Genomic DNA, 18,632 nt, shown 5'->3' on the forward strand with positions numbered 1-18,632 from the left:
AAGTGAGACCCCGAAGGGAAAGTGAACCAGCGGGGCAGGTCGGGGAACGGTCGCCGTCAGGTCGTCCGCGGGGGACCGGCCGGCCGGACCCGTCCCGGCAGCCGCTCCAGCAGCGCGGCAAGCTCCGCGTCGTGGACGACGATGTGGATCCGCCAGTCCGCGCCGCGCGCGGCCTCCGCCTCGACGGCCGCCCAGATCGCGTCGACGCTGACCTGGGGCGCGAGCCCGCCCCGGCCGGCCCCGAGCAGCGGGAAGCAGACCGAACGCAACTCCTCGCCCGCACGGGCGCGTTCCTCCGCCATCAGCTGGAAGACCCGGGTCGTCGCGCGGGTGACGTCGGCGGGCAGCACGTCGTAGTCGTTGGTCCCGGCCCGCGGCACCGCGACCACGGCGTGGTAGATCCGCCGCACGCCCTGGGCCGCGAGCGCCCCGCTGCCCGTCACCGCGACCGTCCCCGGCAGCACCGGCCGGCCCGCCGTCCCGTGCCGGGCCGCCCACGCCCGCAGCCCGTCCATCACCGGGTCCTCCACCAGGTCACCGGTCACGCCGCGCACCGAACCCGCCCGGCGCAGCGACGCCGCGACCGAGGACTTGTACGGCTCGGGCAGCGCCAGATGGGTGTTGGCCGGGGACACCACGACGTCGACGTCGCGCAGCAGGTCCACGGGGTGGACGTGCACCGTCAGCGGCACGGTCCGGTCGGCGACCGGCACCTCCACGAGACGGTGCGTCGGCGGCCCGCCGGCGCCCGGACCCGCCTGCCCGGCTCCGCCCGCGGCGCCGGCCCCTTCGGCGACGGCCGCGAGCCGGACGACCGCCTCCGCGATCTGCTCCAGGACCATCACCTCGTGGTCCTTGCGGAAGCGCTCCACGCTCACCCCGTACACCTCCGCCGCCCGGCGCCGCCGGTCGGCCGCCGGCCAGTCACGGGTGCCCTGGGCGAGACCGAGGGTGTACGCGGCGGCCGTCCGCAGCGTGCCCGCGTCGAGGCCCGACACGGCACGCCGCAGCAGCCCCTCGACCGACCCGTCCGGCGCGCCGCTCTCGGCCGCCCGGCGCAGCCCGGCGAGCTCCACCCCACGCAACCGGACCAGGCCCGTGCGGCGAACGGCCTTGAGTTCGGACACGATTGACGCATGATCGACCACCGGCAGCATGGCGGCCACGATCGCACCGGCCGCCACACCCGACAAGCCGCCGGCTCCACGTACCGCATCACTCCGGCCATCTCGTACGACCGGCTCGGCCGGGTGGAGCGCGCCGGGCCCGGCTCACCGGGGCCGGCCGACCATGTGGGCCCGGCGGGCCGTACCCGGCTCATGGGAGGCGGTCGGCCGTAGGGAGCCGGCGGTGTCCCGCGGGGCCGGCCGTATTCGGCTCGTCGGGCGAAAGCGGCCTGTGGAGGCCGGCTTGTAAGCGGCTGAGGACAGGCGGTCGGCCGTGTGGAGCCGGCGGTGTCCCGCCGGGCCGGCCGGACCGGCCGGGTCCGGTCGGACCGGCCGGGTCCGGTCGGCCACCACCGACGCCGGGCCGGAGAAGGCGCCCGGCCGTGCGGACGCCGTCCCGGCCGCGGCCGGGACCGGAACCCAGGCGTCGGTCGGCCGGCCGATTCCCCGCCAGGACCGTGCGGTCGCTGCCCGGCCGGCCCTCCTGGACGAGGTCCCCGGCAACCGGCCCCGCCCGGGGCCCGCGCCCAGCACCGCCGTGCCGTCCGACGTCCACGACGGCCACGTCGGCTGCGACGCCCAGCGGGCCGCGCCGGCCGCGGTCGCCTCACTGCGGCCACGGCGGCACCACCGCCGCCGCCAGCGGCGCGAGCAGCCGGTTGACCTCGGCCACGCCGGCCGGCGAGCCCAGCTCCGGCACCCCCTCACCGGCTCGTACGGTCAACGGCTCGGCCCCGCACCGGTCCGCGAACAGCACCGCCGCCAGCCGCGGCCGCATCCGTCGCGACTGCCACACCAGTCCCATCGACTCCGGCGCCTGGAGCCGTATCTCGCTCGCCCAGCGCCGGGTCTTGGCGTAGCGGTCGTCGCCCTCCGACTCCAGGAGCCAGGAGTCCTGGCAGACCGCCGCCAGATCCTCCTCGTCGACCAGCGACACCAGTCGCAGCCCGGCCCGCACCACCACCGGCGTCAGCGCCCGGCCGCGCACCGCCGCGTACGGCACGAGGCGCGTGCCCGTCTCCGGATCGAAGTCGAGCGACCGCAGCAGCGTCTCGGCGAGGGCCGCGGCGGGATCGTCGGCGAGGTACAGGTACTCGTAAGGGTCGGACGTCGTGCCGTCGAAGCGGTTGCCGCCGAAGTGGGTGTCGGCGGCCACCGGGTTGAACTGCGTCGCCGCCCGCGTGTTGGCGTGCACCCGCCACAGCACCGTGCCGGCCTCGACCACGCGCTCACGCGGCCGCATGACGTACGTCGAAGGAGAGAACCCGCCCGGCATCAGTCCCCCTCCACCAGCGCGCGAGCGGCACCCGTCAGCACCTCGTCGGACAGCTCGCCGAGGAACGAGGCGGGCGGCCCGCCGAGCCGGCGGTTCCCGCTCAGCCACCAGTCGGCCGCGCCCCACGGGTCGACGTCGGCGAGCAGCAGCCGGTTGATGCGCAGCACCACGGGCAACGGTCCGCCCGAGCCGGCCGCGCCACCGGCGAACTGGAAGGCCGGGTAACGCCGTTCGCCCGCCGCGTCCTCCAGACCGATCAGCTCCTCCGGCAACGAGTCCTGGTGCCGCGCGCCCAGCTCGACACGGTCGAGCGCGGGCACGGAGAGCAGCCGCCGCCGCGCCGCGGCGATGATCTCCGCCGTGGTCCGCGGCACGGAGGACCGTCGGCCCGGGACCGGCCCTTCGGCGCCCGGCGGCCCCGCGGCCGCGCCCGGTGGGGCGGCCGGATCGGGAGCCGGTTCCGAGGCGGCGTCCGGGGACCCGTCCGGGACCGGACCCTCCGCCGCCGGCGCCGCCGCGGGCCCCGGCCCGGCGGCCTCGTCCGAGGACACACCCGGCTCGGGATCGGGGCGCGGAGCCGCCTCCGAAGAGTTGGCCGGGCTCACGTCCGTTTCCGGGACTGCCAGGCGGGCGAGCAGATCGCCGGCCCTGGCGCCGAGTTCGGCGAGGACACCCGGGTCCGAGGCGCTCGCGAAGCGCGTGCCGTCCAAGGCCTCGCGGACGACGTGGGTCAGCGGGAGCGGCAGCAGGGCGAGCCGGACGCCCTGGAGCGCGCGGCGCGTCGCGCGGGCGTCGTGCTCGGGCGCCTCGGCCAGCACCCGCAGGCGGCCGAGCAGGACGGCGTAGCCCTCGTCACCGAGGCCGGCCCGCACGCTCGGGGCGTGCTCCTCGATCAGGCCCAGGAGATCGCGTGGACTCGTACTCATGCCGCACGCTCCGGTCCCGGGTGGCCCTGGTGGATGAAGGCCGCCCACACCGCGGGCCGGTCGAGGCCCGGCCGCTCCATCTCCCGTACCAGCTCCGGGCTGAGCCGGGGCGGTGCCTTCCGGCGTGGATCGAGCATCCACGTCTGGGTCAGATGCAGGGCGTCCGCCGGGCTCTTGCCCTCGACCGCCACCAGATGGTGGAAGACGCCCATCATCAGTGCCGAAGCGCCGTCCTGCGTGGACCACCGCGAGCCGACCACGTCCCGCGCCCCGCTCGCCACGAACGCCGTCGTGAGCGTCAGCGCCTCGTCGTGGTCCCGTTGCGTGAAGTCCGTCTGGCACGCACTGAGCACCACCAACGGCCCTTCCTCGCGCCCGCTCTCGGCGGGCGCGGTGTCCAGGAGCCGGGTCACCGTCAGCAGTCCCGCGTCGGCCCCTGCCCCGGACCCGGACCCGCGTCCGGCCCCCGCCCCGGACCCGGTTTCCTCCGTGCCCTCAGGGAACGCGAGATGCAGTGCCGACGACGTGGGATCCGTGCCGGCCGAGCCGTGCGAGGCGATGTGCAGCAGCGACAGCGGCTCCTTCAGCAGCGCGAGCAGCTCGTCGGGCGTGCCGGCCGCCACCGGCTCGACGGGCGGTTCGTAGAAGTCGCCGACGAGCCGCGCCCGCGGGTAGTACGACTCGTAGAGCGCCGTCGCCTCCCGCTCCGCATGGGTCAGGTCCATGCGCGGGTCGGCCACGAGGACGGGCGCTGCGGCCGGTGCCCGGCGCGCGCGCCGTATCGTCCGCAGGAACTGGCCGCCCGAGGCCGCGTACGTGATCACCATGATCTGGCAGGCGTAGTCCGCGCGTGCGGTCTCCGGGAGCCGCGCGGCGTGCCACGGCACCGCGCCGAGCTTGCCGCACGGCACGAGCACGATCCTCGGCGGTCCGGGACGGTCGCGGCGACGGCCCTCGTTACGGGCCAGCCGCTGGGCCACGGCGCTGATGAGATCGCCCACGGCGGCCTCGTACGCCCACACGAGCAGCTTCGACAACGCCTCCTCCCAGGCCGCCTCGGCCGCCGCCGCGCCGCCCGCGTCCGCCGACGGCCGCGAGCGGGCGTCCGCCGCCTCGAGATAGGCGTCGAGCGGCACGGACTCGGTGTCCGAGAGCAGCGGGAGCTGGAGTACGCCGGTGCCGGTGTCGGGTCCGACCATGACCGCCATTCCCGGCTTTCCCCGCCGGCCGGGCAGCAGATAGAACAGCGCGTCGGCGTCGGCCGCGGCGAGGCCCGCCTGGAGCTCGGCCACGGTCGGCGTCGTGAACAGCGCGCCCTGCTGCCGGTAGCCGAGCGCCTCCAGCGCCTTGCGGCGCAGCGTGCTGGGCAGTTCGCGCGGCAGTCCGGGTGCGGACGCCGAGGACGGCCCGTCGACCGCTTCCTGCGTCGGGCGGCCGTCGGCGCCCGCGGCCGCGGGGCCGGAGCGTGCGCCCCAGCGCCGCCAGGCGTCCGCGATCTCGTGCTCGCCGCGGGCCTCCAGGAGTTCGGGCACGGCGGCCGAGACGGAGGCGGAGTGCAGGACCAGCGCGCGGCCGAGCTCCAGAGCCGCGACCGTCTCCTCGACGCGGCCGTTCTGCGCCGACCACAGCGCCGCGTGCACGCCCCGGTCGGCGCCGGAACGGGCGGTGGCGAGGCCGTGCTCGGAGCCGAGCTGCAGCACCACGTTCGCGGCCAGGGAGTGCAGTCCTTCCATCGCCGCGGCGGTGGCGGCGGCCTGGTCCTCCAGGTTCCGCCGCGCCCAACGGGTCTGGTACACCTCGGCCAGCTGCCACAGGGCGTCGGCGGCGAAATAGTGCCGCTCGCCGCGCCGCAGCGCGTCCCGGACGTGCTCCAGCTCGACGATCGCCGCGTCCAGGTCGGCGAGGTCCTCGTTCAGCTCGTATCGCGTGACGAGGGACAGCGCGGCGACCCACCGCTCGGCCGTCGTGGCGCCCGGCGGCGCGGCGAGGTCGCCCTGGAGGTGGGAGGCGTCCCGGGTGAGCCCGGCCCGCAGACCACGGTCGTGCGCGGTGAACATGGGCAGGAGCGCGCGCACGGGCTCGGGCGCGTAGGCCGCGGCTTCCCGGGTCTCGTCCATGTAGGCGAAGCCGAGCCGCTGCGCCTCGGCGTCGTCGTGCAGCGCGGCGCGGGCGAGGTGGGCCTTGGCCAGGGCCACCATCAGCGTGGCGCGGAACATGTGACCGCGCGGGACGGAGTCCTCGAGTCCGGTGAGCTCGGCCGTGACGGCGTCCACCTCGGCCGCGTCGCCGGCCTCCTCGGCGTGGACGAGCCGCCCGTAGAGGGCCATGACGCGCACCGGGACGCTGTCGCCGGGGCCGAGGCCCTCCAGCGCCTCGATCATCGACGCGAGGGCGGGTGCTGTCCGGTCGGCGGCGTCCTTGGCCGCCGCCCGGTCCACCAGATTGCCGCCCAGGCCCTCACCGATGTGCAGCAGGCTGCCGGCCGTGGCCTCGATCGCCGAGGCGAGGACGTCGCCGTCGGGCAGTTTGTCGCGGGCGTCGAGCATGCCGGCGATCGTCCGGTTCAGGAGGTCGGGATCCCCGTTCTTGAAGGCCTCCAGAGACGTGAGCAGCGCGGGCACCACCGCCTCGAACGCGGCGGCGGCGGCCGCGTCCGCGCCCTGATCTCCGCCCTCGGCCCCTGCTTTCGCCCCTACTTGAGGCCCGGTCCCGGCATGGTCCCCGGCCGGAGCCTGTGCTGGACCTCCGGCCGCGGCCCCGTCCTGATCCCGGGCCGAAGGCCTCGCCCCCGCCCCGGTCCGCCCTGCCGCATCCAAGTCCGGGATCATGCTGAGCAGCGTCCGCAGCTGCGCCGCGTACGGGAGGTCGTCCGGCAGCGTCTCGAGCAGCCGTGCCACTCCGCCCGGCTCTCCCAGGCCCTCGAACGCCTCCATGATGACCGGATACCGTTCGAAGTTCCGCGCCACCTCCGGCGGCAGATTCAGGGCGTTGATGTCCGGCATCAGCGCCTTCAGCTCCTCCGCCGTCGCCGCGCCCTCGTCGGAGCTTCGCCCGGACTGCCAGGCGAGGACGTCGGCGAGTGACGGCGCCTTGCCCATGCGACCGCCCATCTCCACCACCGGAAGGCTGAGCATCGCCAGGAAGTACGCGGAGTGCCGGCGGTCGTCGAGATCGGTGGCAGCGCCGGGCTCGCGGGCGGCGCGCAGCAGCCGCTGGGCCTCGGCGCGGTCCTCCGGGTCTCCGCCGGCGGAGAGGTAGCGCAGCGCGAGCGCGATGGCGCGGCGCACCTCGATCTTGACCCGCAGCTGCTCGTCATGAGTCAACGCCGCTTCCAGCTGCGTGAGTTCGGCGATCGAGCGGTCGAACTCGGCGCGCTCCGGCGGAGGCTGTCCCTCCTGGGGGAGCAGCCGTGCGGCCCTTCGGGTCGCCTCCGTCACCCAGGTCTGCAGGGCCAGCAGGCCGCCGCTCTCCGTCCCGTCCATCATCCCCCTCGATCGCCTGCCCGTCCGGTCCCGCTCCGGCCGGCTCCGCCGGGCCGCTCGGCTCCGCCGGGACCGTCCGGTCCTTCGTGGTCGTGTCAGGGTCGTCGTCCGGCCCGCCGTCATGATGGCCCGGCCGGGGCCCGTTGATCCGTGGAATCCCGTCACTGCCCGGAATCCGACCCGGACACACCCAGCTCGTCCCTCATCTCTCCCCGGAGAAGCCGGAGTTCGGCCCACAGCTCGTCGATGCGCCGTTGCGCCGTGTCCGGTGTGTCCCCGGTCCGCGGTGTGCCCTCGTCGAGCCTCCGCACCATCCCGTACAGCCCGTTGAGCGCCCGGTTGACCTCTCCGGCCCGGTCCAGGATCCCGTCCGGCACGCGCATCTGGGCCTCCGCGTGGACGTCCCGGTGCAGATCGCGCGCCTCCTCGAGGCGCCGCCGTACGCCTTCCGAGCCGTCGGCCCGCCGGATCGCGTGCACCAGGTCGGTGAGCGCGGCGAGGTAGTGGCGCGCGGACATGTTCAGTGCCACGTACGTACTGCGCCGGGCGGCCTCGTCGTCACGCGCGGCCCGCCGCCGGTCGGCACGGTCGAGCTCGCGCCGCCGGCCGCGGTCGGCGGCGCGCTGGGTCAGCACGGCGGAGAGGAGGGTGCCGGCCACGCCGATCACGGCGACCGCCCACGCGGTCACCCCGCTCGTGTCCATGTCCCCTCCTGCCCGCCCCGCCGCGCCGACCCGCCCCCCTGCCTCCCGCTCCTCCAGCACAGCACACCGCGCCCGCCCGAGCCCCGCTCCCGCCACAGGACGCCCACCGCCCGCCCGAAGAACGACCGACGCCGGCCGCCACACGGCCCCGCGCTCGGTCATCGGGACCAGCCCAGCTCGGTGTAGGAGCGCCCCGCCAGTACGCCTTGGATCGCCGCCCGGGTGTACGGGACGATCGGGTCCGGGAGCTTCTTCAGGTCCCACCACCGCCAGGCGACGCACTTGTCCGGCTCGCGCAGCCGCGGAGTGCCCTCCCAGCGGCGGGCGCGGAACACGAGCTGGAGACGCGGCCGGCCGCCGGGTCGGTCGACCACGTGCACGGTGTGGACGAGGTCGAGTTCGGCCGGGTCGATGACGAGGCCGGCTTCCTCGTACGCCTCTCGCACGAGGCACGCGGTGGCCGACTCCTGCTCGCAGTGCCCGGCCAGGAAGTGCCAGGTGGCCCCGGCGTAGGCGGAGTCGGGACGACGCAGACCGAGCAGAACCTCGCCGTCGCGTTCCAGCAGAAGGTGGACACCGACGACGTGCGGCACGCCCCGCGACGCGGGCGTGGGCGCCGGGGAAGCGGCCGCGTGGGTGGCCGCGTGCCGGCGCAGCAGGTCGGCAGTGGACGGCAGCATCGTCATGAAGGGGAACTTCTCGGGCCGGATCCAGGCCAGCATCACTCCTTCGGACAAGGGCAGTGCGGCCGGGTCGCCCTCCCACCGGCCGGCGTAGTGCTGGACCGGCACCCGGGTGCCGTCGATGCCGATGGCGTGCTCGACGGCGAACGGCTCCAGGTCCGGGATGACGAGCCCGGCCTCTTCCCACAGCTCGCGGCGCATCGTGTCGAGCAGCGTGGTGTCCTGCGGTTCGCGTCCGCCGCCGAGCAGCGACCACTGTCCTTCGCCCCAGATCCACGGCTTGTTCGCGTCGCGCAGATGCAGCAGGTAGGCGCCCCTGCCGTCGTGGATCACCGCGGAGACGTTCAGCGGCACGACGGCCCCGTCGAGCCCGGACTTTTCGAGCTTGGCCCGCAGCGCCGAGGAAGGGATCTTGTCGAACGGCCTCCAGTCCGCCGTGCCGTCCTCGTCGGAGGTGAGGCTGAGGACGAAGCAGACGTCGGCCCGCCGGCCGTCGGCATGGAGGGTGATGTCGATCGGTGTGTCCCGGAAGACGGGCGTCAGCGCGAGGGCGTCGGCCCGCAGGCCGGTCGTCTCGCGGATCGCGCGCAGGGCCGGGGCCATCAGCGTCTCGTCGGTGGCTTCGAGCCGCGTGCCCGGGACGGGCAGGGCCCGGCGGTGGCGGTCGATCAGGACCGCGGCACACGTGACCTCAGGTTCGATGGCCGCCAAGAGCTCCGAGAAGCGGCCACGTTCACCGGGGTACAGGTCCAGATAGGCGGCGACCGCACCCCGCAGACGGTCAGCGGAGGTGGTCACGGAGCACCTCCTCGGCCCGGTCGCGCGCCGGGGCGTCGCAGGTGAGCAGCAGGGGAACCTGGAAGATCGGAGTGGTGGTCGTCATGACGCTCCTTCGGTGGCCGGCGCCTGGCGGGTCTGGTAGCCGTCGGCCTGCAGGGTGAACATGCGGGCGTAGAGGCCGCCCGAGGCCATGAGGGCGGCGTGGGAGCCCGATTCGACGATCCGGCCGGAGTCGAACACGTAGATGCGGTCGCAGTCGACGACGCTCGCGAGCCGGTGGGAGATGAGGACGGTGATCTGGTCCTCGCGCAGCCGGCCGCGCAGCACCGCCTCGTAGACGGCGTGTTCGGACGGCGGGTCCATGCTCGCGGTCGGCTCGTCGAGCAGGAGGAGCGGAGCGCCCTTGTAGAGCCCTCGGGCCACCGCCACCTTGGCCCACTGGCCGCCGGACAGCTCCTGTCCGCCGCGGAACCGCTTGGACAGCAGCGCCTCCCACTGTCCGGGCAGCCGCTCGACCACCTGGTCGGCGCCGGACGCCCGTACGGCGGCCATGGCCCGTTCGGGATCGGCCTCGGTGAGGCTGCCCGTGGACACCGTGATGTTGGACAGCGCGCTGAAGGGATAGTGCACGGGATCCTGGAGCACACAGGCGACCTGCCGCTGGAGGGACTGGGTGTCCAGGTCGCGCACGTCGACGCCGTCCCAGCACATCCGCCCCCGCTGGGCCTCGTGCAGACCGGCGAGGACCTTGGCGCAGGTGCTCTTGCCGCTGCCGTTGAGACCGACGAACGCGACCGTCTCCCCGGCGGTCAGCGTCATCGACACCCCGTCGAGCGCGGGAGTGTCCTTGCCGGCGTAGGTGAAGGACACGTCCTCCAGGGTGATGGTCCGCACCCGTTCCGGCGCGTGGGCGTCGGCGGTGCGCTGCTGGAGTGCGCGGCAGCGCTCCTGCACGGCGAGGAGGTCGTCCACCCACATGGCGTGCTCGTACACGAGGTGGGCGATCTCCACGAGCCGGGTCAGGGAGGACTGACCGGCCTGGATCGCGAGCACCGCGCCCGCCCCGGCGGCCAGCGGGAGCCAGCCTGCGATCAGCACCGCGGCCAGCGCGCCGTACGTGATGCCGGTGCCGAGACCGCCGACCCCGCGGCCGGCCAGGTTGAGCACGGCCGACTGCACGCCGAGCCGGGTGTCCTCCTCGGCGATTCTGGTGATGAGGCGGCGGTGTTCGTCAAGCAGGGCCTTCTGCGCCGTGTCGGAGCGCAGTTCGGCCGCGGCGTCCTGGTCGAGCAGCAGCCAGGAGAAGACACGGACCCTGCGCATGAGCGCGTTCCACCGCATGAAGGAGTGGAAGCGGGCGCGGGCGCTGCGCACGGCCGCCGCGCCGACCGGCAGGACGGACAGCAGGAGCAGGGGCAGCAGGGCGGGGTGCAGGACGCCGAGGACGCCGGCGGTGCCGACGAGGCCCAGGCCGGCGGAGGCGAGTGAGACGACCTGGCCGACGATCTGGCGGGCGTAGAACAGCCCGCGGTCGTTGGCGCGGTAGACCTCGTCGTGCCAGTCGGCGTCCTCCACCGCCGCCAGCCGGACATGCGCGGTGAGGTGGAAGAACTCGCTCTCCAGCGCGGTCCGGATCTTCGGCGTGACCCGCGCCTGGGCCACCGCGACCGCCGCCTCCAGCAGGGCCCGCGCCGCGAGGAACCCGACGACGAGCAGGAGTTGCGGAACGGCGGCGCGGACGCGGTCGGGCGTCGGGCCCTGGGCGAAGAGCGCGTGCAGCACGGAGACGGAGGCGACCAGGCCGAAGGCGCTCATGGCGGCCGACGCGAGCTGGCACACGACGACGGCCGTGGTGGCGCGCGGGTCGGCCCGCCAGGCGAGCCGGCCGATCGTCCGGGTGATCCGCGGCAGCCCGACGAGGACCTGACGGACGGTCGCACGGGCGGCGGCGCCGTCGTGGACCGACCAGTAGGCCTCCTCCATCTCCTCGGCGATGTCGCCGTCCTGGCCCGCGGGTCCGGCGGGTACGGACCTGGGCGGGGCGGCGAGCGCGGTGGCGGGCGGGGCGGGCCGCTGCGTCGGGATCTCGGGCGCGCACGCCTCGTCCGTCGTCCGCGTCCGTTCGTCTTCGCCCGCCGCTCCTCGTGGTGTCGCCGCTCCTGGCCCCGTGTGTTCGCTCATGCCGCCCTCCGCACGTCCTGACCTGCTGGTCCGTGGTGTCACGAGGCTCAACGACGCACCCGGACGCCTCGAACACATGTGTTTCGGACGGGGGAGGGACCGTTCCGTAGAGCGAAAAGCTGTTCGTGCCGGGTACATCGACCCGTGCGCGGCGGGCCGGTGGGGCGGCGCGGAGGTGGCCGAATCGCCGACACCGTCAGCCGCGGATCCTCACCGGCGGCCTGCCGCCTGCCGCCCGGCGCCCGACGCTCGCTCTGCGTCGGCCGCTCATTCTTCGTCGGCTGCGGACAGGTCGGCCATGTGGGCACGCAGGGCGTCGAGGCAGGCCTGCGGCGTGAGGAGTGCGGGATGCAGGACGGCGTTGAGGCCGAGGCCGTCGAGGAGGGCCGTCAGCCGCTCGGTCTCGGTGTCCAGGTCGAGACCGGGGCGCAGGGCCCCGGAGGCGTCGAGGCGGGTGAGGACCCGGCTGACCAGCCGCCGGGCGCCTTCCGCGGTCTCGCGGGAGAGGTCGGCGAAGGCCGCGTCGGTACGGGCGGCCGTGTTGAAGTCGAGGAAGACGGTGACCTCGGCGCGGCGGAGTTCGTCGAGCGGGAGCAGCTCGGCCAGCAGCTCGGTGGCGAGCCGGATCCGTTCGGGCCGCGCGTGCGCCGTGAGGTCTCCGATGCGCGTGACGCGTTCGAGCAGGCGGGCGCCGAGCCGGTCGAGCATCGACTGCATGGCGAAGCGCATCAGCTCCTGCTGGCTCGCGAAGTAGTGCCGCAGCGAGCCGATGTTGAGCTCGGCCTCGTCGGCGACGGCGCGCAGCGAGGCGCGCTGGAGGCCGTCGCGGACGACGACGCGGAAGAGGGCGTCGACGACATGGCGGCGGCGGGCCTCCGGATCGACCTGCTTGGGCATGGTGCCTTTCTATCACGGCTGTGATACAACGGGATGTATCACAGCCGTGATAAAAAAATCGGAGGTTCCTCATGAAGACCGTGCTCGACCTCATGCTCCTCAGGTTCGGCCTGATCGCGGCCGGCGCCGTGGTCCTCGCGCTGCTCGCCTTCGCCGTCGCCCTGCACCTCAAGCGCAGGGGCAGGATCGACGAGGTGCGCCGCTATGCGGACCCCGTGATCAAGGCCGGCGTCCGCGCGGCCGCCCGGCGGCTCGACGCCCGTCGCCCCGGCGGCCGGCGATGACCCGCCTCCTCGCGGCCGGGTCGGCGGAGCTCCTGCACCACCTGCTCCTGGACCGCGCGATCAAGACCGGCGTCGTGGTCGTGGCCCTCGTCGTCCTCGCCGTCGGACTGAGGGCGATCTGGCGAAGGGCCGGGCGCGACAAGGACCATGACGCCTGACGCCTGACGCCTGACGTCTGACGCCTGACGTCGCCTCGTCCGGCGCCGCGTAGGCGCTCCCGTACGTCGCGCACCCCGCCCGTACTCCCGTACGTCGCACACCGCCCCCGTCCCCGGCCGACCCGGGCTACGCCACCGGCGGCCCGTCGGCGAAGATAGGGACGTCCCACCGTGCCGAGGACATGAGGAGCGACGGCAGATGCCCCCTTCCGGGTCCGGACCGAGCCCGCGACCGCCCACGATCGCCGACGTCGCCCGTACGGCGGGAGTGTCGCGGACCACGGTGTCGCACGCCCTCAACGGGCTCGGCAAGGTCGACCCGCGCACCCGCGAGCGCATCAAGCAGATCGCCGCCGAGATGGGCTACCGGCCCAATCTGCGGGCGCAGCGGCTGCGCCGCGGCGAGGCCAGGGCGATCGCGCTCGCCTCGTCGATGCCGTTCGCCGTCGCCGGCGGGCCCTCCCGGCTCGGCTTCTACATGGAGGTGGCCGCCGCTGCCGCCGAGAGCGCCCTCCTGCACGACTACGCGCTCGTCCTCGTCCCGCCCGTGCAGTCGGGCGCCGCGCTGGACTCGGTCGACATCGACGGTGCCATCGTGGTCGAGCCCGACGCCGACGACGCCGCGGCGGCCCGGTTGAAGCAGCGGGGCCTGCCCTATGTGGCGCTGGGTCGGCCCGTGTCGACCGACGAGGACGTGCCCTACGTCGACCTGCAGGGCGGAGCCGTCGCCGAGGCGCTCCTGACCCACCTGCGCGAACAGGGCGCCGAGCGGCCCGCACTGCTCGTCGGCTCGGGCCAGCGGCACTCCTCGGTGGACGCCCGCGCGGTCTACGAACGGCTCGCGGAGGAGCACGGCTGGGAGCCGATCGTGGCGACGGCCGCCGAGACGGGCGGTGAACAGGCCGGCTACGAGCGGTGCGCCGCCCTGCTCGCCGAGCATCCCCGGATCGACGCCGTCTGCGCCCTGGTCGACGCCTTCGCCGTGGGCGCGCTGCGGGCGGTCCACGACAGCGGGCGCGCCGTCCCGGACGACGTCATGGTCGTCACCCGTTACGACGGCCTGCGCGCCCGCACCGCCGAGCCGCCGCTGACCGCCGTCGACCTCCACCTGGACCAGGCGGCGGCCGCCGCGGTGGACCTGCTCCTCGGGCGGCTGCGCGGCGACACCGCCGCCGCGCGCGTGGCGACGGTGCCGGCGCCGACCGTGATCGCCCGTGCGTCGTCGCTGCGGCGCACACCCGCCCACCGGTGACCCGCCCGGGCCGGGCAGGGTCGCGGCCGGGACCCTGACGGGGAGTCGGGCCCGGCCCCCGACCGGGCACGAACCGGGTCAGTGCCGGGACCCTGACGGAGCCCCGGACCCCGAGCCGGCCCCCGACCCGGACCCCGAGCCCGACCCGGACCCCTGCCCCGGCCCCGACCCCGACCCCGGCCCGGACCCGGCCCCCGACCCGGACCCCGAGCCCGACCCGGACCCCGGCCCCGAGCCCTGGCCTTGGCCCCGGCCCAAACCCGCCCCCCGGCCCTTCGCCGTCCTCCCGGCGCTCAGCCCACGATCAGGACCACGCCGGACACCAGGGCGAAGACGAGGACGAACAACCGCATCCGCCGGGCGTCGATCCGGTGGTGCACCAGCCGGCTCAGCCACGCGCCCACCGCGATCGCCGGCACCAGCGCGAGCGCCCACCCGAGGTCGGCGGTCTGCCCGCGGCCGGTCGCGAACAGCAGGGCCAGCGAGGCGACTTCACCGACGAGGAAGCACGCGGCGACGGTGGAGCGCAGCTCACCCGGCGGCCGGTGCTGATAGACGAGCGCCAGCGGCGGACCGCCGACGCCCGTCGCGGTCTCCGTCAGACCCGTCACCGCGCCCGCGCCCACATAGGCCACCCGTCCGGGAGTGAACACGGGCGCCGCCAGGCTCACCAGGGCCGCGAGCACGGTGGCGAGACCCACGAACAGACCGAGCCCGCGCTCCGGGATCAGCCACAGCAGCGCCAGGCCGCCGGGCGTGGCCGCGAGCCGCGCCGCGGTGATCCAGCCCGCGCCGCGCAGATCGAGCGAGGCCCGCTCGCGCCACGCGACGTACAGGTTGAGCGGCACCATCGACGCCAGGACGAACACCGGCAGCAGGCCGGGATCGAGGATCCCGGCCACCGGGGCGACGATCAGGGCGAAGCCGAGACCGCTGCTGCCCTGGACGAAGGCGGCGACGGTCACGGTGACGGCGAGCACCGCCAGCGTCTCACCGCTCACCGGCCCGGCGCCCCTTCCCCGACGCCGCCGGCGACCGCGCTCAACTCTCTCGAGCCTGGGCTCCGTTCACCGGCGTCCGGTCGTCGCGGCGGATGGGGCACGTTCTCCGCCCTGGCCCGTGTGGAGGTGGGATGGGCTCGGGTGACGGCCGCGCTGCCGACGGCGGCTTCGGCCAGCGCGGCCGCCCGCCGTACGAGCGCGGAGCCGTCCCAGCCCACCGGCCGCCCGCACCACAGCCGCAGGCGGCCCCCGACGAACACCGCCGTGATCTGGTCGCGGTTGCCGCGCCGTACGAGCTCCCAGGGAAGGTCCCGGGAGAGCGCGAGTTCCGGGGTGGTGACGTCCACGAGGAGGAAGTCGGCGGCCAGGCCGGCGGCGATCGTCCCGGTCCGCGCGCCGAGCCCCACGGCGTCGGCGCCACCGCGGCCGGCGTGCTCCAGCCACGTCCAGCCGGCGCCGCACGAGGAGTCGCCGGTGGCGAGACCGTACGCGATCCGCTGCGCGAACTCGGCCGCCTCGGCCAGCCGGAAGCCGTCACCGCGCGTGCCGTCCGTGCCGAGCCCGAAGCGGACACCGCGTTCGGCCATCGCCGTGGCGGGCGCGACGGCGTTGCCCTTCCACGCGCTGGCGACGGGGTTGTAGCTCACGGCGGCCCCGGTGTCGGCGAGCAGGGTGACCTCGCGCGGGGTGAGCAGGGTGGCGTGCGCGGCGAGCAGCTGCGGGCCGAGCGCGCCGACCGCGTGCAGGTGCTCCAGAGGGCGCAGGCCGTGCCGTACGAGAGAGCGCTCGACGGCGGCCAGGTGCTCGTTGATGTGGATCTGGACGACGGCCCCGGCCTCCGCGGCGAGCCGGGCGGTGTCGCGCAGCGTCGCGTCGGTGGCGGCCTCGGGGATGGAGACCGCGAGGGAGGCGTGGACCAGCGGGTCGCCGTCGTACCGTACGAGATGCTTCTCGGCCCGGTCCAGGACGGCCGCCCTGCCCGCCTCGCCGAGGCCGGCTCCGTGCCCGGCGCCACGGCTGTCGCCCTGGCCGTCGGCGCCGGCATCGGCGTCGTTGCAGACCAGCCCGAGGACGCAGCGGATCCCGGCGTCGCGGGTGGCGGCCGCCACCACCTCGACGTCCACGTCCGCGCGCGTGCCGGCGTCGGTGACGGTGGTGAAACCGCCGCGCAGTGCTTCCAGCGCGGCCAACTTGGCCGCCACGTAAGCCGATTCCTCGTCCAGCGCGCCCTCCAGCGGCACCCACACCCGGCGGAAGATCTCCGACGGTTCGCCGAAGGCGAGCGCCGCGCCGAAACTCTGCGTGAGGTGGTGATGGGCGTCGACGAAGCCCGGCATGAGCAGATGTCCCGGCAGCCGTACGGGGTCGATCTGCGGATGGCGGCGGATGACCTCCTCGGTGGGCCCCACCGCGGTGAAGGTGCCGTCCGTGACGACGACCGCGTGGCCGGCGGCGGGCCCTTCGAGCAGGAGGACGGCGTCCGGTACGAGGAGCAGCGGGCCGGGTCCGTGGAGAAGCTCCCGGGTCGTGGCGGTGGTGACGGTGGTTGTGGTTGCGGTTGCGGTTGCGGTGCTGGCGGTGGGTGTGGGGTGCGAGGGCTGGTTCATCGGTCGCTTTCCGCGCGGGCAGGGGCAGGGGACAGGCGGGCGACGACGCCCGGCCTGACGTGGTGGAAGAGGACGTTGAGGACGGCGGCGACGAACGCGCCCACGGCCACGCCGCTTTCGAGCAGGATGCGGACGTTCGGCGGGAAGCCGCCGTAGACGCCGGGGACGAGGATCGGCAGCAGGCCGAGCGCGAGTGCCACGGCCACCACGAAGGTGCTGGTGTGCCGGTCGAGATCGGAGCGGCCGAGCATCTGCACACCGAGGACGGTGATCACGGCGAAGACGACCATCGCGGTGCCGCCGACGACGGCCGACGGGATGACGCTGATCGCGCGGGTCACCGGCGCGAGGAAGCCGATGACGATGAGCGCGACTCCGGCGGTGGCGGTGACGAAGCGGCTGCGCACGCCCGTGACCCGTACGATCCCGATGTTCTCGCCGCTGGTCACCATCAGCGGCAGGCCGAAGAACCCGCCGAAGAGCGAGGTCAGGGCGTCGCCGCGGACGGTCTTGGGGACGTCGACGCGCCGGTCGATCTCCTTGCCGACGGCCTGGGCGTTGATGACGGTCTGGCCGGTGGCCTCGGCCATCGAGGCGAGGCTGTAGAGCATCAGCGGCAGCGCGGCGAGCAGGTCGAAGCGCGGGGTGCCGAAGGGCATCAGGTGCGGCAGGCCGATCAGCCCGCCCTCGCCGGCGTCGCCGAGGTGGACCCGGCCGAGCACGGCCGCGAGCGCGGTGCCGGCGAGCAGCCCCAGCATGACCGCGAGTTGGCGTACGACGCCGCTGAACAGCAGGTAGAACGCGACGGTGAAGCCGATCGTCGCGACGCCGAGCAGCAGGTTCGACGGCTGGGCGAAGCCCGGCTCGCCCGGACGGCCGGTGACCAGGACGGCGCCGACCTTCACCAGGTTGACGCCGACGATGACGATCATCGTGCCGATGACGAGGCCGGGGAAGAAGGCGAGGAGCCGGGAGAAGAGCGGCAGGACGAGGAAGGTGAAGAGCGCGGTGAGGATCACCGCGCCGCAGGCCGTGGGCAGGCCGTGCTGGCCGGCGATGGCGAGGAAGAGGACGAGCGGGGCGCCGCCGGGCAGCATGACGAACGGCAGGCGCGGCCCGAACTTCCACGGCCCCAGCGACTGGATCAGCGACCCGACGCCGGACAGCACGAAGGCCGCGGAGAGCAGGTTGACGGTCAGGTGGGCGTCGAGCCGGAGCGTGGCGCTCATCAGGAAGATGGCCGAGATGGGTGTGGCGGCCATGACGAGGACGTGCTGGATCCCGAAGAGCAGGATCCGCCCGAGCGGGCGGTGCTCGTCGACGGGGTGCACGGCCGGGGGACGGGTGGCGGACAGGGGCGGTTCCTGCTGCGCCGGTGGCTGTTCGATACCGGGCAGGGGCTGGTGAGGACGAGACACGTTCGAGCTCCGATCGGCGTTCGACACGTCGGGGTTTCAGCCGCGATCCGGCCCTGGACGGGGAGCCAAATCGATTTGGCCAAATCGATTTGGCCGCCAGTATGGGAGGGCGGGAACGAGCCGTCAAGGGTTCCGGCACCGTCGCCACCGCGCCCCCGCGCCTCCGCGTCTCCTGGGCCGGCAGCGCGTCCGGGCGTTCCGGCCGTCCGGGCGTTACAGGCGTGCGGCCGTCCCGGCGCTCCGGCCGTTCCGGGCGTTACGGGCGTGCGGCCGTTACGGCCGTCCCGGCGCTCCGGCGCTCCGGCCGTTCCGGGCGTGCTGGCGTGACAGGTGTTACGGGCGTGACGAGCTCACGGTGTCGCCGTGGCGGTGGGCGACGCGCCAGTGACCCTCTTCGCGGCGGTACACCTGGGTGACCCGGAGGCTGTACGTGCGAGGGTGGCCGTCCACGGAGGCGGAGACGTGTTCCAACGCGGCCGTGTACGCCATGTCGCCCCGCACGTCGTACGACCGGAGTTCGAAGGCGAAGGCCGTGCAGTCGGAGAAGCTCTCGCCGAGAGAGCTGAAGAGCGCGTTCACCTCCTGCTGCCCGAACGCGTTGCGCCAGGCGCCCAGCACGCTCACGGGCTCCGCGCGCGACCACAGCGCCCGGCGCGGCTCCGGGTCGCCGTTGTGCAGGGCGAGTTCCGCCTCGTACAGCGTGGTCTTGAACCAGGCCAGGAAGTCGTCGCCGACGGAGACGTCTCTCGGAGTCATCGTCCTGCTCCTCTCCCGCGAGAGCCGGTGGCGGGGCCCTCCTCACGCCCAGGGCATGTCA

Annotated in this window: 16 protein-coding genes; 4 read left to right on the forward strand and 12 right to left on the reverse strand. The window is 74.7% G+C overall.

Annotated elements, in window-relative coordinates; translation table 11 throughout:
• Positions 1-56: 56 nt before the first annotated feature.
• A complete protein-coding gene (locus tag ACIGO8_RS10880) occupies positions 57-1,157 on the reverse strand; it encodes a macro domain-containing protein (RefSeq protein ID WP_399728505.1) in 1,101 nt (366 codons plus the stop codon).
• Here ACIGO8_RS10880 and ACIGO8_RS10885 point away from each other — a divergent pair.
• Positions 1,137-1,340 carry a hypothetical protein gene (locus tag ACIGO8_RS10885; RefSeq protein WP_399728574.1) on the forward strand — a complete coding sequence of 68 codons (204 nt, stop codon included), beginning with the start codon at positions 1,137-1,139 and terminating at the stop codon, positions 1,338-1,340. The two genes, ACIGO8_RS10880 and ACIGO8_RS10885, sit on opposite strands and share 21 nt — an antisense overlap.
• Positions 1,341-1,773: 433 nt before the next feature.
• Here the strand turns inward: ACIGO8_RS10885 and ACIGO8_RS10890 are convergent, their stop codons facing one another.
• The 7 genes from ACIGO8_RS10890 to ACIGO8_RS10920 form a co-directional block, all read right to left on the reverse strand.
• Complete coding sequence (locus tag ACIGO8_RS10890) at positions 1,774-2,442, reverse strand: RES domain-containing protein (RefSeq protein WP_399727231.1); 669 nt, start codon at positions 2,440-2,442, stop codon at positions 1,774-1,776.
• Positions 2,442-3,368, reverse strand: a complete 927-nt coding sequence (locus ACIGO8_RS10895) for a hypothetical protein (protein ID WP_399727233.1) — start codon at positions 3,366-3,368, stop codon at positions 2,442-2,444. The genes ACIGO8_RS10890 and ACIGO8_RS10895 overlap by 1 nt, the downstream gene beginning before the upstream one ends.
• On the reverse strand, positions 3,365-6,853 hold the full coding sequence (locus ACIGO8_RS10900; protein ID WP_399727235.1) for a CHAT domain-containing protein: 3,489 nt from the start codon (positions 6,851-6,853) through the stop codon (positions 3,365-3,367). Before ACIGO8_RS10900 ends, ACIGO8_RS10895 begins: the two co-directional genes overlap by 4 nt.
• A gap of 158 nt (positions 6,854-7,011) precedes the next feature.
• Positions 7,012-7,554: a hypothetical protein gene (locus ACIGO8_RS10905; protein ID WP_399727238.1), complete on the reverse strand. Its 543-nt coding sequence runs from the start codon at positions 7,552-7,554 to the stop codon at positions 7,012-7,014.
• Positions 7,555-7,712: 158 nt separating this feature from the next.
• Positions 7,713-9,035 carry an NUDIX domain-containing protein gene (locus ACIGO8_RS10910; protein ID WP_399727241.1) on the reverse strand — a complete coding sequence of 441 codons (1,323 nt, stop codon included), beginning with the start codon at positions 9,033-9,035 and terminating at the stop codon, positions 7,713-7,715.
• An 81-nt stretch (positions 9,036-9,116) separates the two neighbouring features.
• Positions 9,117-11,198, reverse strand: a complete 2,082-nt coding sequence (locus ACIGO8_RS10915; RefSeq protein ID WP_399727243.1) for an ATP-binding cassette domain-containing protein — start codon at positions 11,196-11,198, stop codon at positions 9,117-9,119.
• 267 nt (positions 11,199-11,465) lie between these two features.
• The gene (locus ACIGO8_RS10920) at positions 11,466-12,095 is read right to left on the reverse strand and encodes a TetR/AcrR family transcriptional regulator (RefSeq protein ID WP_399727245.1); all 630 of its coding nucleotides are present in this window, start codon (positions 12,093-12,095) and stop codon (positions 11,466-11,468) included.
• 71 nt (positions 12,096-12,166) lie between these two features.
• On the opposite strand from ACIGO8_RS10920, the gene ACIGO8_RS10925 reads away from it, so the two are divergent.
• From ACIGO8_RS10925 to ACIGO8_RS10935, 3 genes are all read left to right on the forward strand, one after another.
• Positions 12,167-12,379: a hypothetical protein gene (locus ACIGO8_RS10925; RefSeq protein ID WP_399727248.1), complete on the forward strand. Its 213-nt coding sequence runs from the start codon at positions 12,167-12,169 to the stop codon at positions 12,377-12,379.
• The gene (locus ACIGO8_RS10930; protein ID WP_399727251.1) at positions 12,376-12,537 is read left to right on the forward strand and encodes a hypothetical protein; all 162 of its coding nucleotides are present in this window, start codon (positions 12,376-12,378) and stop codon (positions 12,535-12,537) included. Before ACIGO8_RS10925 ends, ACIGO8_RS10930 begins: the two co-directional genes overlap by 4 nt.
• Positions 12,538-12,736: 199 nt before the next feature.
• A complete protein-coding gene (locus ACIGO8_RS10935; protein ID WP_399727254.1) occupies positions 12,737-13,789 on the forward strand; it encodes a LacI family DNA-binding transcriptional regulator in 1,053 nt (350 codons plus the stop codon).
• Between the two features lie 293 nt (positions 13,790-14,082).
• Here ACIGO8_RS10935 and ACIGO8_RS10940 read toward each other — a convergent pair whose 3' ends face one another.
• The 4 genes from ACIGO8_RS10940 to ACIGO8_RS10955 all read right to left on the reverse strand — a co-directional run bounded on the left by ACIGO8_RS10940 (position 14,083) and on the right by ACIGO8_RS10955 (position 18,571).
• The gene (locus tag ACIGO8_RS10940; RefSeq protein WP_399727256.1) at positions 14,083-14,790 is read right to left on the reverse strand and encodes a TSUP family transporter; all 708 of its coding nucleotides are present in this window, start codon (positions 14,788-14,790) and stop codon (positions 14,083-14,085) included.
• A complete protein-coding gene (locus ACIGO8_RS10945; protein ID WP_399727258.1) occupies positions 14,787-16,397 on the reverse strand; it encodes an amidohydrolase family protein in 1,611 nt (536 codons plus the stop codon). The genes ACIGO8_RS10940 and ACIGO8_RS10945 overlap by 4 nt, the downstream gene beginning before the upstream one ends.
• The gene (locus ACIGO8_RS10950; RefSeq protein ID WP_399727260.1) at positions 16,394-17,815 is read right to left on the reverse strand and encodes a uracil-xanthine permease family protein; all 1,422 of its coding nucleotides are present in this window, start codon (positions 17,813-17,815) and stop codon (positions 16,394-16,396) included. Before ACIGO8_RS10950 ends, ACIGO8_RS10945 begins: the two co-directional genes overlap by 4 nt.
• Before the next feature lie 333 nt (positions 17,816-18,148).
• Entirely contained in the window at positions 18,149-18,571 is a 423-nt protein-coding gene (locus tag ACIGO8_RS10955) for a nuclear transport factor 2 family protein (RefSeq protein WP_399727263.1), read from the reverse strand.
• Positions 18,572-18,632 lie beyond the last annotated feature (61 nt).

The sequence above is a fragment of the Streptomyces sp. NPDC053493 genome, from assembly GCF_044544825.1.
In the GTDB taxonomy this organism is placed as follows: domain Bacteria; phylum Actinomycetota; class Actinomycetes; order Streptomycetales; family Streptomycetaceae; genus Streptomyces.